The sequence below is a fragment of the Legionella sp. ST3F1 genome (assembly GCF_048553315.1).
GTDB lineage: Bacteria > Pseudomonadota > Gammaproteobacteria > Legionellales > Legionellaceae > Tatlockia > Tatlockia donaldsonii.
On record NZ_JBLZIO010000001.1, the window covers coordinates 176,792 to 199,717 of the forward strand.

Below are 22,926 nucleotides of genomic sequence, written 5' to 3' on the forward strand. Positions count from 1 at the left end.
ACTCTTAGGCAGAACTTTTCATTATGGGCAATAAAAAATCTTACTATATAGCCTGTGAGGATTTTTATGCCTTCTCCTAAACCGATTGGTATTCACTTTGTAACTCTATGGGCATTAACTGTTGTACACGTTCATAAAGCTCAATAATTTCAACGCAGAAACCATGCAAATCCTGTCGATCTTCCCAAAGCTCATAATCGACCCCTTTACGAAAGGCTTGGTGGCGTGCTAAATATTTCAACAGTTTCCTATCTTCATGAGATAATTCCAGTTCAAGACCTGATTCCAGTAATTCCATTAAGTTTTTGTGCTGGTTATTTTTTTTATGTTCATGGAGGAGGTATGCTTTGAATGTTAATTCAAAAGCCGCATACATGAGTGTGGTAATTGCCGCTAACGTATCGCAATTGGAATCTCCATACATGGTCACTTTGGCATTACCAGGTAATAAATACTCGGCGCAGTAAGCATGCTCCGTAGCTATCCGCATTAACTCTAAAGGTGAAAAAAATCGTTTATCCATAAAACACCTAAAAATTAGAGGATTATAACCGGCTCTTTACTAATTCGCATCTTCTAATTTTGCGAGACCTGCCCAATAGATCGCTTGCATAACCTATCTTGTTAGTTCTCTTGTTGCATAATTATTTTTCTGGCTGTATAGGCTGTGTATAATAGAAGCAATTGTAGCGGACTGTGAGTAGTCTTTAATAGATTTTCTCCTTATTATGATGCACTCTTTTCTCAATAGCCCTTTTAGTATTGGCTCTCTTCACTTGCCTAATCGTTTAATTCAAGGACCTTTGGCTGGTTTCAGTTGTGCTCCTTTCCGTGAATTGTTTTATCAATTTACGCCCCCTGCCTACTGCACAACCGAAATGATTTCTGCGCATGATGTCCTTCATAAGCATCCATTGACTTCACGCTATCTTTACCGCTCATCGTTAGAAAAAACGCTCAGCTACCAAATAGCAGGTAATGATCCAGAAATGATGGCCACAGCAAGCGCTTACCTCGCGAGCATCGGTGCTGATTTAATCGATATTAATTGTGGTTGTCCGAAAACCAAAATTCGCAAAAAAGGAGCCGGTAGCGCCTTACTCAGTGAACCGCAGCAATTGCTCAAGATAGTTAACAGTGTTCGTAAAATGATTACGCTTCCCCTAACAGTCAAACTTCGCATCCAAGGGAATGGTAATGATGTTGATCTGGCCAAAGCGATAGAGCAAGCTGGGGCTGATGCGCTTATTGTCCACGGCAGGCGTTGGAATGATGACTATAATATTGACTGTAATTTTGCCCAAATTGCCGCAATTAAAAGGGCTGTTTCTATTCCCGTCATCGCTAATGGCGATATCAGTGATAAAGCGAGTCTAACAAAAGCATTGATTAATAGTGGTTGTGACGGCTATATGATAGCACGCGCGGGAACTGGCAAGCCTTGGCTCTACCAAAATCTCCTTGATAAGACAGAGAATCATCCTGATACTGACACAATAAAAGCTCTTTTTATACAACACTTGCATAACCTGGCAAAATTGGAAAATGACTATAAAGCGGTGTTACAAAGCCGATCGTTATTACGCTATTACTTCAGAGCACAACTGAGTCCAACAGAATTGCAAATTTTTTACAAACTTGAACAACTTGAGGATATCGAAAGGGAATTAAAAAAACTGCCGCTCTAGGAAATGCTGCGTCCACCATCCACATTAACGATTTGCCCTGTAATAAAAGAGTTAGTCGCAAGAGCGAGCACCATTTGCGCAATATATTCAGGAGCTCCATGACGCTTTAAAGGTGTCTTAGCGATAATTTGTTGCTGTGTTTCCATATTTAGCATGTTGTTATCTTCAGGCCATGCTATGGCACCAGGGGCAATTGCGTTGACACGTACTTGAGGTGCAAACTCGCGAGCCAAGGCTTTTGTTTGCATTAGCAAGGCCGCTTTACTTTGGCAATAAACAGCATACCCTTTAAGCGGTTTATCTGCATGGATATCGGTAATATTCACGATACATCCTTCTTGATCTGCAAGATGGGGTCGAGCAGCAAGAGATAACAAGAAAGGTACTTTAACATTAACCGTAAACAACCTATCCCAGACGGTTTCATCGAAGATAGTACAATCACTACGTATAAATAATGAGGCATTATTTACCAATAAATCGACACGTCCTGCCCAGGCCAATACTGAAGCGATCAACTCGCTTGTTGCATTTGCGTCTGTCAATTCTTTTTGTAAAACATAAGCGCTACCAGAGCGTTGCTGATTTAAATCCTGTGCCAACGCTTCCGCGGCAGTCAGCGAACGATTACAATGGATAACAACCTTAAAACCAGCCTGATGCAGTTCTCTGACAATTGCAGCACCTATGCGCCGTGCCGCACCAGTTACCAAAGCCACTTTAGCGGCTTGTTTGTTGGCTTGATTCAAGGTATGTTCCCCACTTTTATAATTTTTAAGCAATTATGAGCCTACTTACATCTATTCGCAGTCAGATTATACAACAAGGGGACATGCCCTTTGTTGAATTTATGCAGCAAGCGCTATACGCACCTGATTTTGGCTATTATAGCGCGGGATTGCAAAAATTTGGGGCTCATGGCGACTTCGTTACCGCACCAGAATTAACCCCCTTGTTTGGCCAAACATTAGCCAAACAATGTAAACAACTCTTGTCAATAATGGCTAACCCTCTTCTTTTTGAATTTGGTGCGGGCTCTGGCCGCCTCTGTGTTGATCTCTTAAAGCAACTTGAACGTGATCAATGTTTGCCCCAGGCTTACCATATTATGGAAGTCAGTAGTCATTTACGCCAAAGACAAGAGGAATTAATACGACAGGAAATCCCTCATTTGCTTGAAAGGGTAACATGGCTCCATCGCTGGCCTGAACAAGCTTTCAATGGAGTGGTCATCGCTAACGAAGTACTTGATGCAATGCCTGTTCATCGTTTTTTAAAAACAAACGAGGGTGTATTGGAAAGTTTTATCACCCTGAATGCGCAACAGGAACTAACAGAAATTTTCAAGCCCTGCACAGACAAGCGATTGCTTGCTCATGTAGCGACTATTTTACCCCCCGAAAATAGACCCTATCAGTCAGAAGCAAATTTATTCATTGATGATTGGATACAACAATGTTACGCCATGCTGACTCAAGGCGCTGTTTTTTTGCTGGATTATGGCTTCCCACGCCATGAATATTATCATCCTGAGCGTAGCAGTGGCACATTAATGTGCCATTATCGCCATCACGCGCACAGCAATCCACTGATTCATGTCGGTGAGCAAGATATCACTGCCCATGTCGATTTTACTCATATTGCCGAAGCAGGTCATACAGCGGGCTTTCAGATTGCTGGTTATACGAATCAAGCCTCTTTTTTGCTTGCCAACGGTTTGTTAAGCTTACTGAATGAACTGGCTGAAGACCGTAATCGGATAAAGGCCCAACAAGCAGTTAAACAGTTACTTCAACCCAGTGAAATGGGCGAACTATTCAAAGTCATTGCCTTGACTAAAAACATTGAATTGGCTTTAACCGGTTTTCAATTGCACGATAAACGAGCGAGTTTATGATCATGAAAAAATATTTGACCACTGTTGAGCTACAAAAAGAATCGATGAAATTCTCAGCAGGACATACCACCATTTTTTCCGCAACCGAGCGTGAACCCCTGCATGGTCATATGTATACGGTTTATCTCGCTTTAACCACTTGGGTAGAAGAAAATGGGATGACCTTTGACTACCGCTATTACAAAGAGCGCATTTATAAATTATGTCATCACTTAAATCAAACCTTCTTAATGCCACAATTTTCACCTTTCTTGCAATTCTCAGAAGATAACGAACATTACTATTTTACTTTTAACCACAAGAGAATACCGTTTTTAAAAGAAGATGTTACCCTTATGCCACTGACCAATATTACAGTAGAAGAGCTATCACGTTGGTTCGTTGAGGAATTAATAAAAGACAAGACCGAATTGGATCGCCATCGCATAGAAAAAATCGTGGTTAAAGTTTTTTCAGCCCCCGGACAATCAGCGAGTCACGAGTGGCAGCGCAGCTAGATGACAGCAACAATCTACAAGGTTTGTATCCCGCATACCAATCGGGATTATTTCGATTATCTAGCAACTGACTGTTCACCTTGTATTGGAGCTCGGGTATGGGTTCCTTTTCGTCAGAAAACACGCTTAGGTGTGGTCGTTGGTCAAGGCTCCTCTGCAAACACTTATGACTCCATTAAGTCCATATCAGCAGTCATTGATGAGCAACCCCTCTTAAATGAAGCAATGCTCAGCTTATGTCAATGGGTAGCGAATTACTATCAGGCACCGCTATCAGAGGTTATCCCACTGGCCTTGCCCAAAAAATATCGTTTGGGGCAAAACAGCCAATTACCACTTGCTGATTACTATCAGTTGGCCTTAGCAGCAGAAGAAGCGCATACATTAATAGCTGACCGAGCCCGTAAGCAGCACGCACTTATTGATTTTTTAAATAATCAAGCTATCCCTTTAAGCAAAAAATTATTAGTACAGGAAGGATTTAATTCCGCACAAATTGATGCGCTTCTGGCAGTTAACGCAATTACCCTGGTGCAAAAAATTAACTTACCTTGCTCAGGACAGGAAGCCACTGATAGCCCTCTCACCTTAAATAATGAGCAAGCTATTGCCGTGCAAGCCATTGCTCAGCAATTACATACCTATCATTGTTTCTTATTACAAGGCGTAACCGGTAGTGGCAAAACGGAAGTCTACCTACAAACAATCGCCAAGGTATTAGCCGAAAATCGTCAGGTCCTGGTTTTAGTGCCTGAAATCGGATTAACACCACAGCTATTGGCACGGTTTCAAGCACGATTCAAAGAGCCTATGGCAGTCCTGCATTCCAATTTAAATGAAAGCGAAAGGCAATTCGCTTGGCAGCTGGCAAAAGATAATTTAGTAAAGCTGGTAATAGGTACGAGAACCGCTATTTTTACCCCAATGCCTGCTTTAGGCTTAATTATTATTGACGAGGAACACGATAGCTCTCTAAAACAAATGGAGGGAGTCCGTTATTCCGCTCGCGACACCGGTCTAATACGTGCTCATTTAGCAAATATCCCTATTATTCTCGGCTCTGCCACACCAAGTCTGGAAAGTATGCATAATTGCACACAAAAAAAATACTCTCTTTTGCGTTTAAATCACAAGGCACTCGACAGTTCACCGCTCCATTATCAACTAATCGACATTCGCAACAAACCATTGCAACATGGACTGGCTGCTAATACCATCCATGCCATTGCTGAGCATCTCAAGCAAGGTAATCAGGTACTGGTTTTTATTAATCGGCGGGGCTTTTCTCCTGTTCTATTATGCCACCAATGTGGCTGGATGGCTGATTGCTCTGCTTGCGATAGTCATCTAACTCTGCACCGCCAATCAGGGCGCCTTATCTGCCATCATTGCGGAGCAACAAAAACAATTCCGCACCATTGTCTTGATTGCCATAGTAAAGAATTACTACCCATCGGAGCCGGTACTCAACGGATACATGAGTATTTGGCCGAACAATTTCCACAGACCAGGCTTCTGCGTATCGATCGCGATGAGATCCAAAAAAAAGACGCTTTGAATAAGCATCTTACAAGCATTCACAACGGCGAGGCCCAATTAATTGTGGGTACACAAATGCTCGCTAAAGGCCATCATTTCCCTCGCTTGACCTTGGTGGTCGTCCTGGATGCCGATGCCGGATTTTATAATCAGGATTTTCGTGCCATTGAGCGCCTTGGCCAACTGCTGGTCCAAGTCGCCGGCCGCGCCGGCCGTGCTCAATATGCCGGCCAGGTACTTATTCAAACGCATATACCACAACATCCCTTGCTCAATCGCCTCATTCAGGAAGGTTATGACTCGTTTGCTACTGCCTTATTAGCAGAGCGCCGCGAAGCTGAACTGCCGCCCTACCATTTTCTGGCAGTTATCAGAGCCCAAGATAAACAGACAAGTAAAGTGTTGGAATTTCTCCATGCAATCAAAGCACAATTGGTTCATCAAAAACTTAAAATCTTAGGTCCAGCACCGGCTCCCTTAGCTCGTAAAGCCGAGCAGCATCGCATGCAATTACTAATTAAATCGCCCTCACGTACCCTTTTGCAAGCCGCATTGACGGCGCTGAGAGAGTGGTTAACAATAAATAAATTAAGCAATAATATCCGCTGGAATGTGGATATTGACCCTATGGATTTATCATGACTGACACGAAGATAACTGTACACCAAAAAACCTTTGCCATTGAATGGGGTGATATGGATGCATTGGGTCATGTGAATAATGGCCGCTACTTTGATTACTTCCAGCAGGCTCGTATTGAGTGGTTGGAAAGCCTAAGTTTGGATATGAAACAACAAGTCGGTCCTGTCGTCATTCATGTTGCCTGCACTTTTCTAAAACCCATCGTTTATCCGGCAATCTTGACAATAAAGAGCAGTGTTCACAATCTCGGTCGTTCCAGTATTACGATGGATCATGATTTATACCAAGGCGAAACCTTGATGACCCAAGGAACAAGTAAAATAGTCTGGGTGGATTATCGCGCCAATAAATCTGTTCCTATCCCGGATTCAATACGAAATTTATTTTAGCCATTTAAGATTGAGCGCTTATTTTTATAACCTGCAAAGCAGCAAACCAGGACTATTCATGGCCAATATAGAGCAACCGCATCTGATCTCACACAACATCGCAGAGGAAACACTAGCTATTGTTGTTGATAAAATCGCCGCCCGAATTAAACAGGAAGGTGATAAACCTTATATTACCGTAACAGAACAACTTGATTTACTGAACCAATTAGCCGACTTTGATTTTGGCCGTTTCTTAATACAAAACCAGGGGATCAATGGATACTGGACTCATTATATGATTTACCATCCCCAAACCGGGCGTATCAGTGGTAAAAACAACCGCGGCCAACCCTTTACGGAGTTGGAAGCATTTATTCTCGATCGCTCTCCTCTGATGCTTGCAACACAAGAACGCTGTCAAATTTTCTTGCAAGAAAATCAGGAAAAAGTACGCAACGGAGCCAAACTTGCCTGTATTCCCTGCGGCTTAATGGGTGAACTTTTATACCTTAATCTGGAATCGGTGCATGATATTGAACTCATCGGGTTTGATTATGACGCTGCTACTTTAAAGGATGCCACTCAGTTGGCAGAACAATGTGGCTTAAGCCATCTAGTGAAATTTTATCAGCAAGATGCTTGGGAATTGGATTTCCACAATGAATTCGATTTAATTTCCAGTAATGGTTTAACCATTTATGAACCTGAGGATGAAAAGGTGATGGAATTGTTTCGCCTGTTTTACCAGGCTTTGAAATCAGGCGGGAAATTAGTCACTAGTTTTTTGACCCCACCGCCAACCCTTACCGAACAATGTGAGTGGGATTTTTCTGTGATTAACCAAAAGGATTTGCTATTGCAGAAAATTCTTTTTGCTGACGTCATGGCCGCGAAATTCCAGTGTTACCGTTCCACTGCGTTAACTAAAAAACAACTGACGAGCCTGGGTTATACCGACATTAAATTTCTTTATGACAAAGCAAAACTGTTCCCAACTGTTATCGCTTATAAAGACTAGCTTGGTACTCGGTACTTACCATTAAGCGATGGAAAAATCACCGCTTAATGGTAAAAATTAACGCTCGTCACAAACGCTATAATAGCCATGGCGATAGGGATTACTGCGTGCTCTAAAAACATAATCACGGCAATGCTGGCCGCGATCGTCAACATAACGTTTATCCAAACGGAAAGCAAAATCGCCAAAATTCATATCTTGCTGCCATTCCTGGGCTTGACGTGCTTTATCATTGGCTTCCATTTTGTTTAAATATTTACTCAACTTACTGGCATGTCCCAACGTTAGACACAATACAGCACTCAGGAGGACTACTAGTTTCTTCACAATTACAGACCCAATAAAAACCAACAAGGACAATATTAAACCACATTATGGGCGAATAACAAAATAACTGCTGACTTCTTGCAAAAATGACTTCCAAGCCCATAAAATTTATCGAGATATCAATCAGTAAACATAAGCACTGTCGCGTACCTCGCAGCAGCCCCTTTAAACAGCAATAGGGGCTTTGATAGCGGGATGTGATTGATAATTCCGAAATTCAAAATCAGCAAACTGATAATCAAAAAGTGAAGGGGCTTTTTGTTGAATAACAAGTTGAGGTAACGGTAAAGGAGTACGTTCCAACTGAGTACGTGCTTGTTCAAGATGATTTAAATACAAATGGCAATCGCCACCGGTCCAAATGAACTCCCCCACGTCCAAATTGCATTGCTCTGCCATCATGTGAGTAAGTAAGGAGTAGGAAGCGATATTAAAAGGGACCCCTAAAAAAACATCCGCCGAACGCTGATACAATTGGCAAGAAAGACGATTATCTGCAACATAAAATTGAAATAAGGCATGGCAAGGCATTAAAGCCATCCTATCCAGCTCACCAACATTCCAGGCGCTTACAAGGAGACGACGAGAATCGGGATTTGTCTTGATTTGGGTAACGACGTCCATCAATTGATCGATAGAGCGGCCATCCGGTGTAGGCCAAGAACGCCATTGGCGGCCATAGATAGGACCTAAATCTCCCTTACTATCTGCCCATTCGTCCCAAATAGTTACGCCATTCTCATTCAGATAAGCAATATTAGTTTCACCCCGCAAAAACCAGAGTAACTCATGAATAATGCTACGCGTGTGTAATTTTTTAGTGGTAAGCAAAGGGAAGCCATCCGCCAGATTAAAACGCATCTGATAGCCAAAAACAGATAGGGTCCCTGTGCCGGTTCTATCCGATTTTTTTGTCCCATGCTCTAAAATGTGTTGGAGAAATTGCAAATATGTCTTCATCGTTTAGCCCACCGAAATAACCATAACCCTGCCACTAACATGGGGATAGATAATAATTGTCCCATTGTTAACCAATCAAAGGCAATATAACCTAACTGCACATCAGGCTGGCGAAAACACTCAGCAATTAAACGGCAAACGGCATAACCAATTAAAAACATTGCTGATATTGCACCCTTAGGCCTGGGTTTGGCGGCATACCACCACAGAAAGATAAATAAAGCAAGACCTTCCAAACCAAATTCATATAATTGGGAAGGATGGCGAGGTTGTCCATCGGAATGGGGAAAGACTATAGCCCAGGGCACATCAGTAACACGCCCCCACAACTCCCCATTAATAAAATTACCGATACGTCCTGCAGCAAGCCCCAAAGGGACTAAGGGAGCAAGAAAATCTGTGATCTCTACAAAGGGTTTTTTAACTTTACGCGCAAACAGGAACATTGCTACAGCTACCCCAAGCAAACCGCCATGAAAGGACATACCTCCCTCCCATAACTTCAGTAATTCCCAAGGTCTGGTAAATAAATGCTGTGTATTGTAAAACAACATATAACCTAGCCGGCCGCCAATAATTACGCCCAAAGCAGCATAAAAAATTAAATCGCTAATTTGCTCAGAAGTCCAATCCAGATGGTAAAGCTTCACCCGCAAATGGGCTAAAAGCCAGGCGATAAAAAAACCAGCCAAATACATTAGGCCATACCAATGCACCTTAATAGGACCTAGAGAAAATGCAACAGGATCAATAGCAGGGAAGGGGAGCATACAATTACCTCTAAAAAAATCCTTTAAATTAATAAATTGATAGCAGTGAAAACCAGGATAACAACAAACCCATATTTCAAATGCTTAATGGGCAATACATACGTCAATTTCGCCCCGATAGGAGCAAAAATACTGCTTGGAATAGCTATACACAATACTGCGGGCCAATAAATATAACCGGTTGTGTAAGCCGGCAAGCCAACCTCATTTAGACCGGTAATTATAAATGTGATTGTACCAATAATAGCAACCGTCATTGTACATAAAGCCGACACTGGTGCAATTTTCGGCATTTCCATACCACAATAGCTAAGATAGGGAATAATGACTGTTCCACCGCCAACCCCTAATAATCCCGATTTACAACCTATTAAAAAACTTATCAACTTGTTAATCCAGGGACGGGGAAATTGCTGTGGGCGAGTGATCTGCATACCAGATAACATCTTGAAAGCAACAAACAACAAAAATATTCCAAATAATATCTCCAACCAACGCGTTGGCAATTGATCGGCGAGCACCCCGCCACTTATAGCACCGATTATAATACCAGGCCATAACCGATTATAAACATCCCACTGAATGCCACTCTGGCGATAATGGGCGCGTATGGAAGACTGCGAAGTGAATAACATAACGGCCAGAGAAGTCCCAGCAGCAAAATGCATCGTTAAACTAGAAGGGAAAGCCGGATTATGTTGAAAGATAAAAAGCAATGCAGGTACCACAACGATACCCCCTCCTATGCCCATAAGACCCGACATAAGGCCAGCAAAAGCGCCTGCCAAGGCATAAATGCCGCCATTCACGGCTATTTCCGATAAAATCACGATCTCCCTGCCCTGATTAAGCCGCCAAGGCCCTCATCCTCCAATGCTTTTTGCAAATACAGTCGGATCTCAGCCGGATGTTCAAGTTCTAACACATCGGCTAACACTTTTCGCGCTTGTGCCAGAGAAATATTACGAATCACCCACTTAACTCGCGGCAAGCTTGTTGAATTCATACTCAACGTATCAAAACCCATTGCCAGTAATAGGATCACCGCGAGAGGATCACTGGCCATCTCGCCACAAATACTTACTTCAATACCCGCCGCATGACCACCTTCTACCACTTTCATTAAGGTACGCAGCATCGCTGGATGAAAACCATCATAAAGTCCTGCTACACGCGCGTTATTACGGTCAACTGCCAGCAAATATTGCGTTAAGTCGTTACTACCTACCGATAGAAAATCAACGCGCTTTGCTAATTCACGAGCAAGATAAACTGCTGCTGGTACTTCAACCATAACACCCAGTTTAGGTCTTTCAATGCGATATCCCTCTTCTAACAATTCTTCATAAGCCTGCCCAACCAGATAGGCCGCCTCTTCTACCTCACTTAAAGTAGTCACCATGGGTAACATGATACGGAGATTATTCAGCTCTTCACTGGCACGCATCATTGCACGCACCTGCATCAAGAAAACATCGGGATGATCGAGAGTGACACGGATGCCCCGCCAACCCAAATAAGGGTTATCTTCTTCCACTGGAAAATAAGGAAGTATTTTATCTCCGCCAATATCCAACGTCCGCATTGTTACAAATCGTGGGGCAAACGCTTTAAGAATCTGACGATAGATAATATGTTGTTCATCTTCAGAGGGGAACCGATCACGGCTCATAAAGGGCACTTCAGAGCGGTAAAGCCCTACCCCTTCTGCACCAACACTCATCGATAAGCCCGCATCCATGGCCAGCCCGGTATTCACTTGTAAAGAGACACGGTAGTTATCCAGTGTTTCCGCAGGCTTATCGCGTAAACTCACCAGGCTTTGATTTAATTCTTGCTCTTCTTGCGCCACCTTCTTAAACTCTGCCAGAACCGTTTTCGAGGGCGACACATAAACGTGTCCGTAATACCCATCAACGACAACAGCACGACGCGATAAATGTTCAATTTTAAGTCCACGAACTCCCATGACCGTAGGCACACCCAAAGCACGCGCTAAAATAGCAACATGAGAATTATTTGCTCCTTTTGCAGATACAACCCCAGCCAAATACCCCTCCGGTACCTCTGCTAATGCTGCAGCAGTGATTTCTTCACCAATCAGGATAGTCCGTCGGGGATAAATTATTTCTTCTCGTTGAGACCATTGCAGTTCAGCAAGTACTCGCCGGCCTAAATCACGAAAATCAGAGGCTCGTTCACGTAGATAGTCATCCTCCATACTTTCAAATAGTTGTACATGTTTTTTGATTACAACAGCCAAAGCGGCCTGGGCGCTAAGATGTTCTTCCCGAATAACATGCTCAACTTCAGCACCCAGGCTATCCTTATCAAGGATACGCAAATACACATCGAATAAAGCGTGCTCATCCTCATCAACGGTAGCTTTCATTCGCTTGCTTAAGCGTTGCATATCCTCACGTGCCATTTGTAAGGCATGGAAGAAAGCAACGAGCTCTGCATCAAGATCTTCGACCGTACGGCGGGGGACTGCATCAATGTCAGCAGGAGGATATACAACAACGGCTGTCCCAATACCAACACCAGGCACGCTACCCACACCAGTTAACGCCATGGGCGCCAAATCAACCTTGTCCGTTCCCAAGGGTTTTGGCTGGGTTAATTGTGCTAATTCGCCGGTTGCTTCCGCATGGGCAATAATACCACCGAGCTGTGCCGCCAAGGTAATTAAAAAGGCTTCTTCAGCATCATCAAAACAACGTTGTTCTTTCTGTTGTACGATTAGTACACCATACAATTTACGATGTTGAATGATCGGTACACCTAGAAAAGCATTCATATGCTCTTCACCTAGAAGGCTATGTTGGTAAAAATCGGGATGCGAGGGTGCGTTTTCAATATTAATCGGTTCTTCGCGACGCCCCACCAAACCAATCAAACCACTGTCTAATCCAACACGCACTCTTGATTCTGCTTGCTTGTTTAAGCCCTCTGTAGCGATCAATACATATTCGGCGTGCTTGTTATCAATGAGGAAAACGGAAACGGCATCAGCATTCACTGCTTTGCGCACTCGTTGCACCAGGATTGTCAATGCATCTGTTAATTGAGTGGCTGTGGTTACATCCTGTACGATTCGTTTTAATATTTTTAGCATTTATCGACTATGATTACCTCGCTTGCGGCGTGCACCAAATGGAGTGCGACGTTTCTTTAACAAGTACTCTAATTCTTTCATGGCCTGAGCATAGACTTGTCTTTTGAAAAAAATAACCTGCTCTTGTGGCTCGTGATAATCAATCCAACGCCAGCTGTCAAACTCCGGCGAATCACTTAAATCCAGTCGAACTTTCTGCTCAGAAGCAACTAATTTTAATAAATACCATTTTTGCTTTTGTCCAATCACCAAAGGCTCTTTGCCGTGACGAAGATATTGTTTAGGCAGACGGTATTTTAGCCAGCGCTTGGTCGAACCTAAAACTTCGATATCCTCTCTATCCAAACCTATTTCTTCTCGCAATTCGCGATACATGGCCTCTAGTGAGGTTTCGCCTGTAGCAAGCCCTCCCTGCGGAAATTGCCAGGCATCATGACCATAGCGCCTACCCCAAAACACCCGACCAGATCCGTTGACCAGAATGATCCCAACGTTCAGCCGGTACCCGGCTCGATCAATAACCATGTTGCCACTGCTTACACTAAACCATTAATACCTTGATTTTTCCACAAAGTACAAGAGCTTGGCAAATAAATCTGTACTTAAAGGACAGGCGATTCATTTCCAAGGTCATCCTTCGTAGGAGAAGACACAATAGGATTTGTCCAAGTGGAGGCAACTGATTGTTCAGACAGTGGATGATAGTAAGCGGCCATGAGTCCCCAAATCGATTTTTCACCCGTTGCAAATAGCATAGGCGGCGCTTCCATTAAGGAAATGCGTTTTATCGCAGCAATTTTTTTAACACTGACTATAACCTGATTTGTCTTTTGGTAGGCAGTAATTAGCAATTCGGTTTTAAGTGCAGGTAGTTTCTCTAAAGCCGCATCCCGAAACTGGACAATTTCCCTATTTATTTCAGTAATGAATTCAGGCGAGATAGTCAGGCTGCCGTATAAACTGGAATAAGTACACTGGCTAGCATAGAGATTATTGGCAATATTCTTCAACAATGCTTGCCATGCTCCATCAAAAAAAAGCCAGGCCAATTTCGTATTGTTAGGGAATTTTTTATAACAGCCTTGCAAATAAAGCCGCCCGCGTTCAAATTGCTCTACAAGTTGCTGTACTTTAAATGGCAATTCCTCTTCAAAGGTTTGAGCACTCTCATAGACGTTCACAAGCAATGCATTAATCTTTTTCTTGTTCGCTTTTGCCTGCCGTAAGCTATTTTGTAAATCTACATTTTCTCCAGACTCTGACAATAGATCTTGCAATTGTTGCGCTACACAGAGGCACTCTTTATGAGCGGTGAGATCTAAATAAGAATACCTAATCATCGCGAAATAAATATCGCAAATACCCAAACTTATTCGGTAAGCAGTCAAACTATCTACCAATTGCTGCATAAAATCCTGTACTTTGGCGGGATAAAGCTTTTCCAGCTTTAGCTGGTATCGGTTATCCAGCACAATTACCGGTAACCCACTGGTTACAATATGTTCATCTAAAGCATGAACCAAACTAGGTAGAGTACTTTCTGATGCCGCATTAAATTGCTCAGCAGTAGCAATAAGTACTTCCTCCTTAACCAGACAGCGCTGCACTCCGTCCTCTATGTCTGTCTGGGCTTCTTCAACCAACATTGCCTTTGTTGTTTCATTAGCAAAATGAGTTAACAAGAGCTGTCTTATTTGACTTGCTGTATTACTAAAATATTCACAACGAGCATGGATAGGCTTATACGCTTTATCATATTCTTCCTGCAATGTTTCTAAGAGATTGCCTCCCATAACCCCTCCCATTCAATCCTTGTGGATTTAATTTCTACAAGGCAGTCGTAAGCTTGTCAAGTTGTAGTCAAAACAATGAAGCATTCCACAATGCTTGGGATGACAGGTATAATTTCAACAACTCTCACAGCAGGCGCGCTTATGAAAAAACGCATTTTGATCCTTAACACCGGTGGAACAATTAGTTCTGTAAAAACTAATCATGGTTATGAACCAGCCATGGGATACGTCCAATCAGCCCTGGCTAAAATCCCTGCCTTAAATCATGCTGAAATGCCTGATTATGCTATTAAAGAGTATCAGCCGCTGCTTGACTCATCCAACATGACAGTAACTGACTGGAATCGCATTGCGACCGATATTGCCAGTGAATATGCGAAGTTTGACGGCTTTGTGATTTTTCATGGTACGGACACCATGGCATATACAGCGTCTGCTTTATCGTTCATGCTGGAAAATCTGGGAAAACCGGTCATTGTTACTGGCTCGCAAATTCCTTTATCTGAGGTTCGTAATGACGCACTGGACAATGTAATTACCTCCTTGTGGCTTTGTGCGCATCAACCCATTAATGAAGTATGTATTTATTTTAATCAACATTTATTGCGTGGTAACCGGGCTCAAAAAATCAGCGCGCAACGTTTTAATGCCTTTGATTCACCGAATGCCCCTCATTTAGCAACGATTGGAATCAGCATCCAATTACATCAAGAACGTCTACTCCCGCCACCGGCCAAGCCGTTTTGTTTACAAACAATAAGCCCCCAATTTATTGCTAACTTTCGTTTATTCCCGGGTTTTGCCACAAAAGTATTGGAATTTATTTTGCAGCCACCACTCAAAGGGCTGGTCTTGGAAACCTATGGCGCGGGGAATGCACAAAACAATGATCCGCAATTTTTGGCTCTTTTAAAAAATGCTTGTGAACGAGGCATTGTCATCGTCAATTGCAGTCAATGTCAGCATGGACGGGTGGAAATGAGCCAATATGCCACCGGACATACTTTAAAGCAGGCTGGACTTATCAGCGGCCATGATATGACACCGGAAGCCGCCCACTGTAAATTGCTCTATCTATTCAGTAAAAATTTGAGTAATCGAGAAGTCAAAACGTTGATGGAAACGAATTTATGCGGCGAACTAACCCCTTAACGTGTATATTTTATATCCTTGCTTACTGAAGGCGTATCCTACAGAGTGCAAATAGAGACCTGGATTACTTCAGGCGGATTAATCTCCGATACTGCCGCTTCAGCACACTCCTGCAAATAACCTGGACCTGGCTTGAAAGTCGGTAGGGCAATACTAAGTGAAGTAAAAAATATCACGCTAACGGGGAGACTAATTTTCGGGCCAAAGCGCTCACATAAAGTTTCATTTTCTTCTTTTAAAGCCTTTAAAGAGGACAAAACACTCTTCTTTCTCAATGCCGGATAATCGACAGGCTTTTTTTCAACAAGAATTTTACTTGGCTTGGGGATTTCTGCATCATCGATATCCTCATCTTCTATAACCTTCTTTGCTTCTTCCATAGCCTTCTTTGCTCTTTCAGCCTCACGACGAGCAATTTCTTCAAACTCATTAAGCTCCCTTATATTTTCTTCACATTGTTTTAAATTGGCGATAAGAATTTTTTCTTTTTCTTCTGCCAATTCGTGGCAAGAGGAAATTTTCGGATTCTGTAATAACTTGTTGATAAGTGACTGGTTGCCCGCATCTTCGACTTTCTGGGCCAGATATCTTATTGTCTGATAACGATAAACATTCAACGGCGTCTCATCATCGGGGGTATCAAGAAGTTTGACGCCCTCTTTTTCTGCGTCTTCAAGTTTTTTGTATATATCATCCAGTAACGTAATTACCGCTTGCAACGCAGGGCCCGAAGTTCCTTCATCATACCCTTTTTTGCTACTTGCTATCTTCGCTGAATTTTTATATTTGCTAATCAGCGTTTTCAGCGTTTCCAACGTAGCCTCATCATTCTCGCCATCCTGGACATCGTTAAGTTCAGATAACAAATCATCGTCCAGATCTTGCTTGGTTGCAGATAGTGCTTTATCACGGCCCAAAAAACCGAGGCTAAAAAAAGTAACTGCGCGGTTAGTCAACCCTGTATCCGCACTAACAGAATCATTCCTAATTTGTTTAATTCTTCTAGCGAGAATAATTTTTGCAACCTGAAGAAAATTGGACATGGCACTACTCCTTTGCTCATATTTTTTTTATCATATCCATTAATTATTCTATTCGCAACATACATACAGATTGCTTAATTCAGTAGCCACCCTGAGTAATGTTGTTCCAAAAAAGGAAATTGTAATCCTATGACACTACAAATTATTATTCTTGCCGCCGGTCAAGGTAAGCGCATGTATTCCAGTACCCCAAAAGTATTGCACAAGATTGCTGGAAAACCGATGCTCGTACGTGTGGTAGAAACAGCACAACAACTCAATCCAGAGGCTATTTATGTCGTTTATGGCCATGGGGGCGAGCAAATAAAAGCAGCGCTTCCCGACCTGCCTGTCAATTGGGTATTACAAAAAGATCAGCTTGGTACCGGACATGCCGTGATGCAAGCCCTTCCTCATATTCCGTTAGATTCACAAGTGCTCATTCTTTCAGCAGATGTTCCTCTAATTGAAGCAAAAACGCTGCAAAACCTGATTGATAAACACCACGCTGCTCCTGCACCAGCCAATTCCTTAAGTTTATTGCTGGCAAAACTTGATAACCCCACTGGACTTGGCCGCATTGTCCGCAATGCGCAAGGCGATATTTCGGCCATCGTCGAAGAAAAAGATGCCACCGCAGAGCAAAAACAAATCCAGGAAATATACAGCGGCATTTGTTGTGTGCAAGCAGCTGACCTGGCTCGTTGGTTACCTCAGTTAGGCTGCAATAATGCCCAAGGCGAATATTATTTGACAGAAATCATTGCCATGGCAGTCAATGAACAGCAAGTGATTACCTCCCTGCAGACACCAAACCTCATGGAAATTCAGGGAGTGAATGATCGGTTACAGTTACAGCAGTTGGAGCGTATTTGGCAACAGCGCCTTGCTAGACAACTCATGCTTTCCGGGGTTTCCCTTGCTGATGCTAACCGCTTCGATGTTCGGGGTGAACTTCATTGCGGCCAGGATGTATTTATTGACGTTAATAACGTGTTTAGCGGCAAAGTAGTGTTGGGTAATGGCTGTTCTATAGGCCCCAATTGCATTCTGCATAATGTTACTTTAGGTGCTCACTGTGAAATTTTAGCTAACTCTGTCCTTGAAGATTGTCACATTGGCGAGTCTTGTCACATTGGTCCCTTCGCACGATTAAGGCCAGGAACGCAATTAGCTAATGATTGCAAAATCGGCAATTTTGTTGAAACCAAAAAAGCGGTTTTTGGTGAGGGAAGTAAAGCCAGCCATCTGAGTTATTTAGGTGATGTAACCCTTGGCAAAGAGGTTAATATTGGTGCGGGTACCATTACCTGCAACTATGATGGTGCCAATAAACACCAGACAATCATCGAAGATGGCGTTTTTGTCGGCTCTGACACCCAATTGGTTGCCCCCGTGACAGTCGGGGCTAATGCTACAATTGGCGCTGGTAGTACTATTCGCAAAAATGTACCCGCCAATGAATTGACCTTGACTGAGAGCAAACAAAAAACAATCACTGGCTGGAAAAGACCTGTCAAAAAATCTTAATTAAAAAATCCCTGCATTCAGCCAGGCTTATCTTTACAGCACCCTGAATGCTTGCGTTAGTTGGCCAGTAAACCCGTCGTATTTTCCATCTGCTTGTGAAATTGATTGCATAACCATAAAATCAGCGGCAAACCAATCAACGTCGCTACTAGTTTGTAGAGCCAGTAGGTAATCGCCAGAGTAAAAATTTGCTCATGAGGATAAATGCCGGCATACAATAAACTGTAATTAACGATACAAATCAACGTAGTGGCGCAAATATTAGCAATGAGAATCCGCGAATAACGATTCGTCACAAGCTGGGCTTTGTTCAGATACTCCAATAAAGAGGCATTGGTAACAAAATTAACAAATAAAGCCAGGCTTGCTGCGGGTATCTGTCGCGGCATCACTAACGAATAGAAAGGATTCAGATTAAAAAAATCAGGTGATGGCAACGCAACTGCCCCCATTAGCAAGAAATCGAAGACTAATTGTGTAATTAAGAGCACGATGATTAAACGAATATTTGCCTTATAACCATAAAGTTCGCCAATAAGACTACTAGCCATCATTGTGAGGGGAAATAACAATCCACTTGCTGTTAAAGCCCAACCATTGGGAAAAGAAACCAGTCGATATTCACAAGCTAAACAGATCAATAAGATAGCAACCGAAAAGCTAACCAAATAATGGTATAAGGGGAATGATAAATAGTGGGGTAACTCGGCAGGCTGTTTTATTTGATCTGGCCTGTTGGAGACTAATAGACAAACGAGATAGATAATTCCTATTAACAATAGAAGAGTCAGTGCAAGCATTGAAGAATCAAGATAAATTTGATTAAAACTATGGATATGCGGATCAGAAAAAAGTAAAACGAAATCCAAACTAAAAAAAGAAAAACCGCCCAAAAGCGCCATTAAAAGGCATTTTCTAGGTGAGGCAAAGACTTTACTCTTTCTTGCGCAGCAAATCATGTGCGGCAAATAAAAACTTAAGCCAAAAGCCAGGGTTGAAGCAAAGAATTTTTTAGGGATGTCCTCGAAAACAATCTGATAGGCCGGGTTATCATACATTGTTTCCGCTGCTGGCAAATTTACCAGCAAATAAATCCCTATAGAAAACAAATACAGTGCAAGGAGCGATTGATTGAGTATATGACGTTGTTGGACAACATTGCATTCGTTTAAAACCAATAAATAAATGAAGGCTATCAAGGGGCAAAGTACGGCACTTGCAGTAAAGATTAAGCCCTGGATCATAATGATCTTAAACGAGACATTGATTAACAAAATAAGACAAGTCATCATACCCACAGTAAGAGGGAGATAGCTGCGTTTTTGCAGCGCAGTTGAAAAAATCGTCATCATTCAGCCCGGACTCATATTACACATCTGAGACTAATTCTTACCCAGATAGTACTTCGAATTGTGCAGTAATATATCATTATTATCTTTCTTTTGGCAAATTCTGTCAGTCAAAAACGATAGAAATAAAACGAAATTCCTTTTCCAAATCAATTATTATTGTCAGAATCAATGTTGACTGAATCTTGTTACGAAATCAGAATAGTAGTGATACAGACTAAGGAATAACTTATGGATTCACATAAGAAAACATCATCAGCAAAAAAAGGGATGCTACCGGGTTCAGCGATCTATGTGGGTGAAAACCCACCCGTTAAAACCAGGATCTTCATCCATATTTACGATAGTCATAGCTATAAAAGACTTGAAGGATTATCCCTGCCTGCCATTCAGGATGCTTTGACTGCGAATCAGTCTGTCTGGGTAGACGTCTCGGGACTTGCAGATAGTCCACAGATTAGTGAACTCTGCGCTGAATTTGCCATTCACCCTTTGTTTGTTGAAGATATCTTAAATACTCATCAACGTGCCAAATTAGATGAAATCGATGGTGGTTTCTTTATTGTTTTTAAGTTGCTGCATAGCGCTACACGTCGTCTAAGCTATAATGTAGAACAGCTCAGCATGCTGGTAAAAAAAAATCTGTTAGTGACTTTTCGTGAATCCGATAATTATGATTTTCATCCCATTTATAAGTATCTAAGCGCACAACATTCTTTGGTAAGAGAACACGGCAGCGAATATCTGACACATCTCCTAATGGACAACATAGTCGATAATTATTTCAATTTCGTTGAGGATGTTGAAAAAAATTTGAGCAACATGGAAGATCTGCTCCTGAAAGACCCTCAAGCTATCGATCTCTCCAGTTTGTATACCATGAAAAGACATACAATGACTCTGCGAAAAGCGATCACCCCACTGCAGGATATTGTCGATTTGTTATTGTCAGAGCGTAACCGTTTTATCGATGTGAAGTGTCGCCTTTATTATCGCGATTTACATGATCACTGCGTGCGTCTTTTACAATCCATTGATTTACAAAGAGAAATGAGCAATTCCATTCTAGAAATTTATTTATCAACTCTTAATAATCGCATGAATGAGACCATGAAGGTCCTTACCGTATTTGCCAGCCTCTTTATTCCCTTGACTTTTATCGCAGGGATCTATGGCATGAATTTCGTCAACATGCCGGAGTTAAGATGGCGTTATTCTTATCCATTTATTCTTGGGCTAATGCTATTACTGACTATTCTGATGCTTTACTATTTTAAAAGAAAAAAACTTCTTTGACTCAAACCAACGTGAGTCGATATAAAAAGCAGGAGCCTGTTTTTTATATCGCTCAACAAACAGGATCCCCACGGGATAGCCTATGTACCATAGTGCTTTTCGATAGGAATACGTCCCGAGCTGCAGGAGTCTTTCCCTGATTCCCTTTAAGTATATTGATTACTGGGAGGCTCCCCTGTATATACCTGCTCCATACTATCCCCTGAACCTCCAGCCACAATAACGCTTGTGGGATCTGTTTTAAAAAAACGAGAGCCCCCTCTTCCGATTACCGCACTTGCACTTATTTTGGGGTGATTAGAGCGTTTTCGAATAACATTCTGAGCCTCCAGTTTGGTAGATTTTTCGTGTCTAATAACGGTTTCCGGAGCAATTTTATGCGGGTTATTGGCGGTAGATTCCGGGTTTTGTAACGGGACTTTTGGTCCATCTTGCTTCTCATGGCCTCGTAGAGAAGGCGAATCTTCCTCAACGGGTATTGGCGGAGGGGGACCAACATGCAACCCCGCCAATTTGTCCCGATAGGTCCCCAGGGCCAGCATAAAGTCCTCATTGGCCATAAGTCTTAGTAAAAACGCAGTGAGAAACTCAGGAACACCAAAGAATGCATTGGCTGCAGCAGAGGAAGCGCCAGGCAGTTGTCCTGCGAAGAAAATTAACCAGCTTTCCCGCTTTTCTGTAAAGGTTTTAATCTCCTTTACCAACTTATTCCGTACACCATTCCAGTTAGGGGCAATGACTGGATCATCAATGAAATACTGCATGCTTTGTAGAGAGTGTGGTAACAAAATAAATCTCGCCTTGTCAGTCCAGCGGTGAAACCAAATGGCCTCTCCCCACTTCCAAATTTTTCCGACTTGGGCTAAAGAAATAGTAGGCAAGCGCTCCTTGTTCACAATACGGGGTAATACGATTCTTGACCCTGCGAACAGAATTTCAAAACCCACCCCGATCGCACGTCTGGCGGCTATTATCGGATCACGAATACTATAGGTTGACTGACTTACGGGTGGGGGTAACTTCATATGGGCAGCGATACTGAAAAAAAGAACGAGCAGGGCACTACTGAAAGCCTCTTCATAATAAAATTTAGGAAGGGCAATCAGGTACTTCGTAGTCAAATATTCTATTAAAAAAGCAGCCCCCTTGGCAGTAAGCGCATGTCCAATCCCGAGAGCAAAAATAAGCCCCGCATACTCATTAAAATACTCTTCCTGGTGGCGATCACAAACCTCGGGAATTATCGTTGACACAATATAACTCCCCTCGTTATAGGCCAATGCCAGAGAGGTCAGTGGCTCACCTATAACGGGTATATACCCAATTAGCTTTACCAATTGTTTTGTGGTGGAATATTTAATAGTACTGCGAATGACCCCTTTTAAAAAACGTGCGTCTGTACAGGCCTCTTTACTACAAATAGTCATCTTCGGTTTATGCAAAGTTAAGTCATCGCCTGCCTCTAGGAGTACAACCAGCATACGCATCGTCATTTGTACCCGGTGCCTATTGGTATAGACCCAAACACTCCAATCTAAAAGTCCCAAGGCCATGATTATGCTGGTATCTATACTTAGCCAAGGGACATCTGATTCATTATTTAGATAGCTATAGCCACTTTGTTGGATCAACGTATTAGCATACGAAGGTGCCATGATAAGGGGTAAATCTTCAACCAGAATACGAGCTACATGGCTAGCAACTTTATGGGTTTGGGGATCAACAACAGCTGAATAAAGGACCTTTGGCGCAGCATCGATTTCTTTACCTAAATGCTCTAAAACAGAATAAGAGGAACGAAATCGATCGACTGCTGTTTTCTTAATATACTCGTTATTCCACAGGGAATTACCCCACTCCTTGACTGTGCTCCATGCATCCCAAAACCCCATATTGCTCTCCGGCAATGGTCAAAATTTTATTCTAGGAGCAACCTTAAAAAATTACCAGAGTAGAT

At 42.4% G+C, this 22,926-nt stretch carries 21 protein-coding genes; 9 read left to right on the forward strand and 12 right to left on the reverse strand.

The features are described from left to right. Positions 1-76: 76 nt before the first annotated feature. Positions 77-523, reverse strand: coding sequence for a hypothetical protein (locus ACN4Z1_RS00815; RefSeq protein WP_115220082.1), 447 nt, complete (start codon positions 521-523; stop codon positions 77-79). Between the two features lie 208 nt (positions 524-731). Here ACN4Z1_RS00815 and ACN4Z1_RS00820 point away from each other — a divergent pair, with 208 nt between their 5' ends. Then, positions 732-1,688 (forward strand): tRNA dihydrouridine synthase, encoded by a 957-nt coding sequence (locus tag ACN4Z1_RS00820; RefSeq protein WP_228364084.1) that lies wholly within the window; start codon positions 732-734, stop codon positions 1,686-1,688. Here the strand turns inward: ACN4Z1_RS00820 and ACN4Z1_RS00825 are convergent. Continuing rightward, positions 1,685-2,437, reverse strand: a complete 753-nt coding sequence (locus ACN4Z1_RS00825) for a pteridine reductase (RefSeq protein ID WP_228363629.1) — start codon at positions 2,435-2,437, stop codon at positions 1,685-1,687. The genes ACN4Z1_RS00820 and ACN4Z1_RS00825 overlap by 4 nt on opposite strands. 35 nt (positions 2,438-2,472) lie before the next feature. Here ACN4Z1_RS00825 and ACN4Z1_RS00830 point away from each other — a divergent pair, with 35 nt between their 5' ends. From ACN4Z1_RS00830 to ACN4Z1_RS00850, 5 genes are read left to right on the forward strand one after another with little or no spacing between them, the layout of a single operon-like run. Next, the gene (locus ACN4Z1_RS00830; protein ID WP_228363628.1) at positions 2,473-3,585 is read left to right on the forward strand and encodes a class I SAM-dependent methyltransferase; all 1,113 of its coding nucleotides are present in this window, start codon (positions 2,473-2,475) and stop codon (positions 3,583-3,585) included. 2 nt (positions 3,586-3,587) lie between these two features. Then, entirely contained in the window at positions 3,588-4,082 is a 495-nt protein-coding gene (locus tag ACN4Z1_RS00835) for a 6-pyruvoyl trahydropterin synthase family protein (protein ID WP_115222609.1), read from the forward strand. Further along, positions 4,083-6,263, forward strand: a complete 2,181-nt coding sequence (locus ACN4Z1_RS00840) for a primosomal protein N' (RefSeq protein WP_228363627.1) — start codon at positions 4,083-4,085, stop codon at positions 6,261-6,263. Beyond that, on the forward strand, positions 6,260-6,652 hold the full coding sequence (locus ACN4Z1_RS00845; RefSeq protein ID WP_228363626.1) for an acyl-CoA thioesterase: 393 nt from the start codon (positions 6,260-6,262) through the stop codon (positions 6,650-6,652). The genes ACN4Z1_RS00840 and ACN4Z1_RS00845 overlap by 4 nt, the downstream gene beginning before the upstream one ends. A gap of 58 nt (positions 6,653-6,710) precedes the next feature. Further along, on the forward strand, positions 6,711-7,652 hold the full coding sequence (locus tag ACN4Z1_RS00850) for an SAM-dependent methyltransferase (protein ID WP_228363625.1): 942 nt from the start codon (positions 6,711-6,713) through the stop codon (positions 7,650-7,652). Positions 7,653-7,709: 57 nt separating this feature from the next. On the opposite strand, the gene ACN4Z1_RS00855 is transcribed toward ACN4Z1_RS00850, so the two are convergent. The 7 genes from ACN4Z1_RS00855 to ACN4Z1_RS00885 form a co-directional block, all read right to left on the reverse strand. Then, positions 7,710-7,979 (reverse strand): hypothetical protein, encoded by a 270-nt coding sequence (locus tag ACN4Z1_RS00855; protein ID WP_115222608.1) that lies wholly within the window; start codon positions 7,977-7,979, stop codon positions 7,710-7,712. Positions 7,980-8,144: 165 nt separating this feature from the next. Beyond that, a complete protein-coding gene (gene thyA, locus ACN4Z1_RS00860; RefSeq protein ID WP_115220075.1) occupies positions 8,145-8,939 on the reverse strand; it encodes a thymidylate synthase in 795 nt (264 codons plus the stop codon). Then, positions 8,936-9,709, reverse strand: coding sequence for a prolipoprotein diacylglyceryl transferase (gene lgt / locus ACN4Z1_RS00865; protein WP_228363624.1), 774 nt, complete (start codon positions 9,707-9,709; stop codon positions 8,936-8,938). The genes thyA and lgt overlap by 4 nt, the downstream gene beginning before the upstream one ends. 23 nt (positions 9,710-9,732) lie before the next feature. Then, entirely contained in the window at positions 9,733-10,539 is an 807-nt protein-coding gene (locus ACN4Z1_RS00870) for a sulfite exporter TauE/SafE family protein (RefSeq protein ID WP_228363623.1), read from the reverse strand. After that, on the reverse strand, positions 10,536-12,827 hold the full coding sequence (gene ptsP / locus ACN4Z1_RS00875) for a phosphoenolpyruvate--protein phosphotransferase (RefSeq protein WP_115220072.1): 2,292 nt from the start codon (positions 12,825-12,827) through the stop codon (positions 10,536-10,538). The genes ACN4Z1_RS00870 and ptsP overlap by 4 nt, the downstream gene beginning before the upstream one ends. Then, the gene (locus ACN4Z1_RS00880; protein WP_058443532.1) at positions 12,828-13,352 is read right to left on the reverse strand and encodes an RNA pyrophosphohydrolase; all 525 of its coding nucleotides are present in this window, start codon (positions 13,350-13,352) and stop codon (positions 12,828-12,830) included. A 77-nt stretch (positions 13,353-13,429) separates the two neighbouring features. Continuing rightward, positions 13,430-14,620: a hypothetical protein gene (locus ACN4Z1_RS00885; protein WP_228363622.1), complete on the reverse strand. Its 1,191-nt coding sequence runs from the start codon at positions 14,618-14,620 to the stop codon at positions 13,430-13,432. 141 nt (positions 14,621-14,761) lie between these two features. Here ACN4Z1_RS00885 and ansA point away from each other — a divergent pair, with 141 nt between their 5' ends. Next, positions 14,762-15,772, forward strand: coding sequence for an asparaginase (gene ansA, locus ACN4Z1_RS00890; protein ID WP_228363621.1), 1,011 nt, complete (start codon positions 14,762-14,764; stop codon positions 15,770-15,772). A 38-nt stretch (positions 15,773-15,810) separates the two neighbouring features. On the opposite strand, the gene ACN4Z1_RS00895 is transcribed toward ansA, so the two are convergent. Then, a complete protein-coding gene (locus tag ACN4Z1_RS00895) occupies positions 15,811-16,815 on the reverse strand; it encodes a hypothetical protein (protein WP_228363620.1) in 1,005 nt (334 codons plus the stop codon). A gap of 129 nt (positions 16,816-16,944) precedes the next feature. On the opposite strand from ACN4Z1_RS00895, the gene glmU reads away from it, so the two are divergent. Next, the gene (gene glmU, locus ACN4Z1_RS00900; RefSeq protein ID WP_228363619.1) at positions 16,945-18,324 is read left to right on the forward strand and encodes a bifunctional UDP-N-acetylglucosamine diphosphorylase/glucosamine-1-phosphate N-acetyltransferase GlmU; all 1,380 of its coding nucleotides are present in this window, start codon (positions 16,945-16,947) and stop codon (positions 18,322-18,324) included. Positions 18,325-18,380: 56 nt separating this feature from the next. On the opposite strand, the gene ACN4Z1_RS00905 is transcribed toward glmU, so the two are convergent. Next, a complete protein-coding gene (locus tag ACN4Z1_RS00905; RefSeq protein ID WP_370634556.1) occupies positions 18,381-19,676 on the reverse strand; it encodes a VUT family protein in 1,296 nt (431 codons plus the stop codon). Positions 19,677-19,904: 228 nt separating this feature from the next. Between ACN4Z1_RS00905 and corA the strand changes: the two genes are divergently transcribed. Next, complete coding sequence (gene corA, locus ACN4Z1_RS00910) at positions 19,905-20,969, forward strand: magnesium/cobalt transporter CorA (protein WP_115220068.1); 1,065 nt, start codon at positions 19,905-19,907, stop codon at positions 20,967-20,969. Positions 20,970-21,115: 146 nt separating this feature from the next. Here corA and ACN4Z1_RS00915 read toward each other — a convergent pair whose 3' ends face one another. Continuing rightward, a complete protein-coding gene (locus tag ACN4Z1_RS00915) occupies positions 21,116-22,861 on the reverse strand; it encodes a hypothetical protein (protein ID WP_228363618.1) in 1,746 nt (581 codons plus the stop codon). Positions 22,862-22,926: the final 65 nt, after the last annotated feature.

Coding starts and splice junctions, on each gene's coding strand:
- ACN4Z1_RS00850 (WP_228363625.1), top strand. CDS start 6,711: ATGGCCAATATAGAGCAACCGCATCTGATCTCACACAACATCGCAGAG.
- ACN4Z1_RS00830 (WP_228363628.1), top strand. CDS start 2,473: ATGAGCCTACTTACATCTATTCGCAGTCAGATTATACAACAAGGGGAC.
- ACN4Z1_RS00820 (WP_228364084.1), top strand. CDS start 732: ATGCACTCTTTTCTCAATAGCCCTTTTAGTATTGGCTCTCTTCACTTG.
- corA (WP_115220068.1), top strand. CDS start 19,905: ATGGATTCACATAAGAAAACATCATCAGCAAAAAAAGGGATGCTACCG.
- ACN4Z1_RS00895 (WP_228363620.1), bottom strand. CDS start 16,815: ATGTCCAATTTTCTTCAGGTTGCAAAAATTATTCTCGCTAGAAGAATT.
- lgt (WP_228363624.1), bottom strand. CDS start 9,709: ATGCTCCCCTTCCCTGCTATTGATCCTGTTGCATTTTCTCTAGGTCCT.
- ACN4Z1_RS00840 (WP_228363627.1), top strand. CDS start 4,083: ATGACAGCAACAATCTACAAGGTTTGTATCCCGCATACCAATCGGGAT.
- ansA (WP_228363621.1), top strand. CDS start 14,762: ATGAAAAAACGCATTTTGATCCTTAACACCGGTGGAACAATTAGTTCT.
- ACN4Z1_RS00905 (WP_370634556.1), bottom strand. CDS start 19,676: ATGATGACGATTTTTTCAACTGCGCTGCAAAAACGCAGCTATCTCCCT.
- thyA (WP_115220075.1), bottom strand. CDS start 8,939: ATGAAGACATATTTGCAATTTCTCCAACACATTTTAGAGCATGGGACA.
- ACN4Z1_RS00835 (WP_115222609.1), top strand. CDS start 3,588: ATGAAAAAATATTTGACCACTGTTGAGCTACAAAAAGAATCGATGAAA.
- ACN4Z1_RS00845 (WP_228363626.1), top strand. CDS start 6,260: ATGACTGACACGAAGATAACTGTACACCAAAAAACCTTTGCCATTGAA.
- ACN4Z1_RS00885 (WP_228363622.1), bottom strand. CDS start 14,620: ATGGGAGGCAATCTCTTAGAAACATTGCAGGAAGAATATGATAAAGCG.
- ACN4Z1_RS00880 (WP_058443532.1), bottom strand. CDS start 13,352: ATGGTTATTGATCGAGCCGGGTACCGGCTGAACGTTGGGATCATTCTG.
- glmU (WP_228363619.1), top strand. CDS start 16,945: ATGACACTACAAATTATTATTCTTGCCGCCGGTCAAGGTAAGCGCATG.
- ACN4Z1_RS00915 (WP_228363618.1), bottom strand. CDS start 22,861: ATGGGGTTTTGGGATGCATGGAGCACAGTCAAGGAGTGGGGTAATTCC.
- ACN4Z1_RS00815 (WP_115220082.1), bottom strand. CDS start 523: ATGGATAAACGATTTTTTTCACCTTTAGAGTTAATGCGGATAGCTACG.
- ptsP (WP_115220072.1), bottom strand. CDS start 12,827: ATGCTAAAAATATTAAAACGAATCGTACAGGATGTAACCACAGCCACT.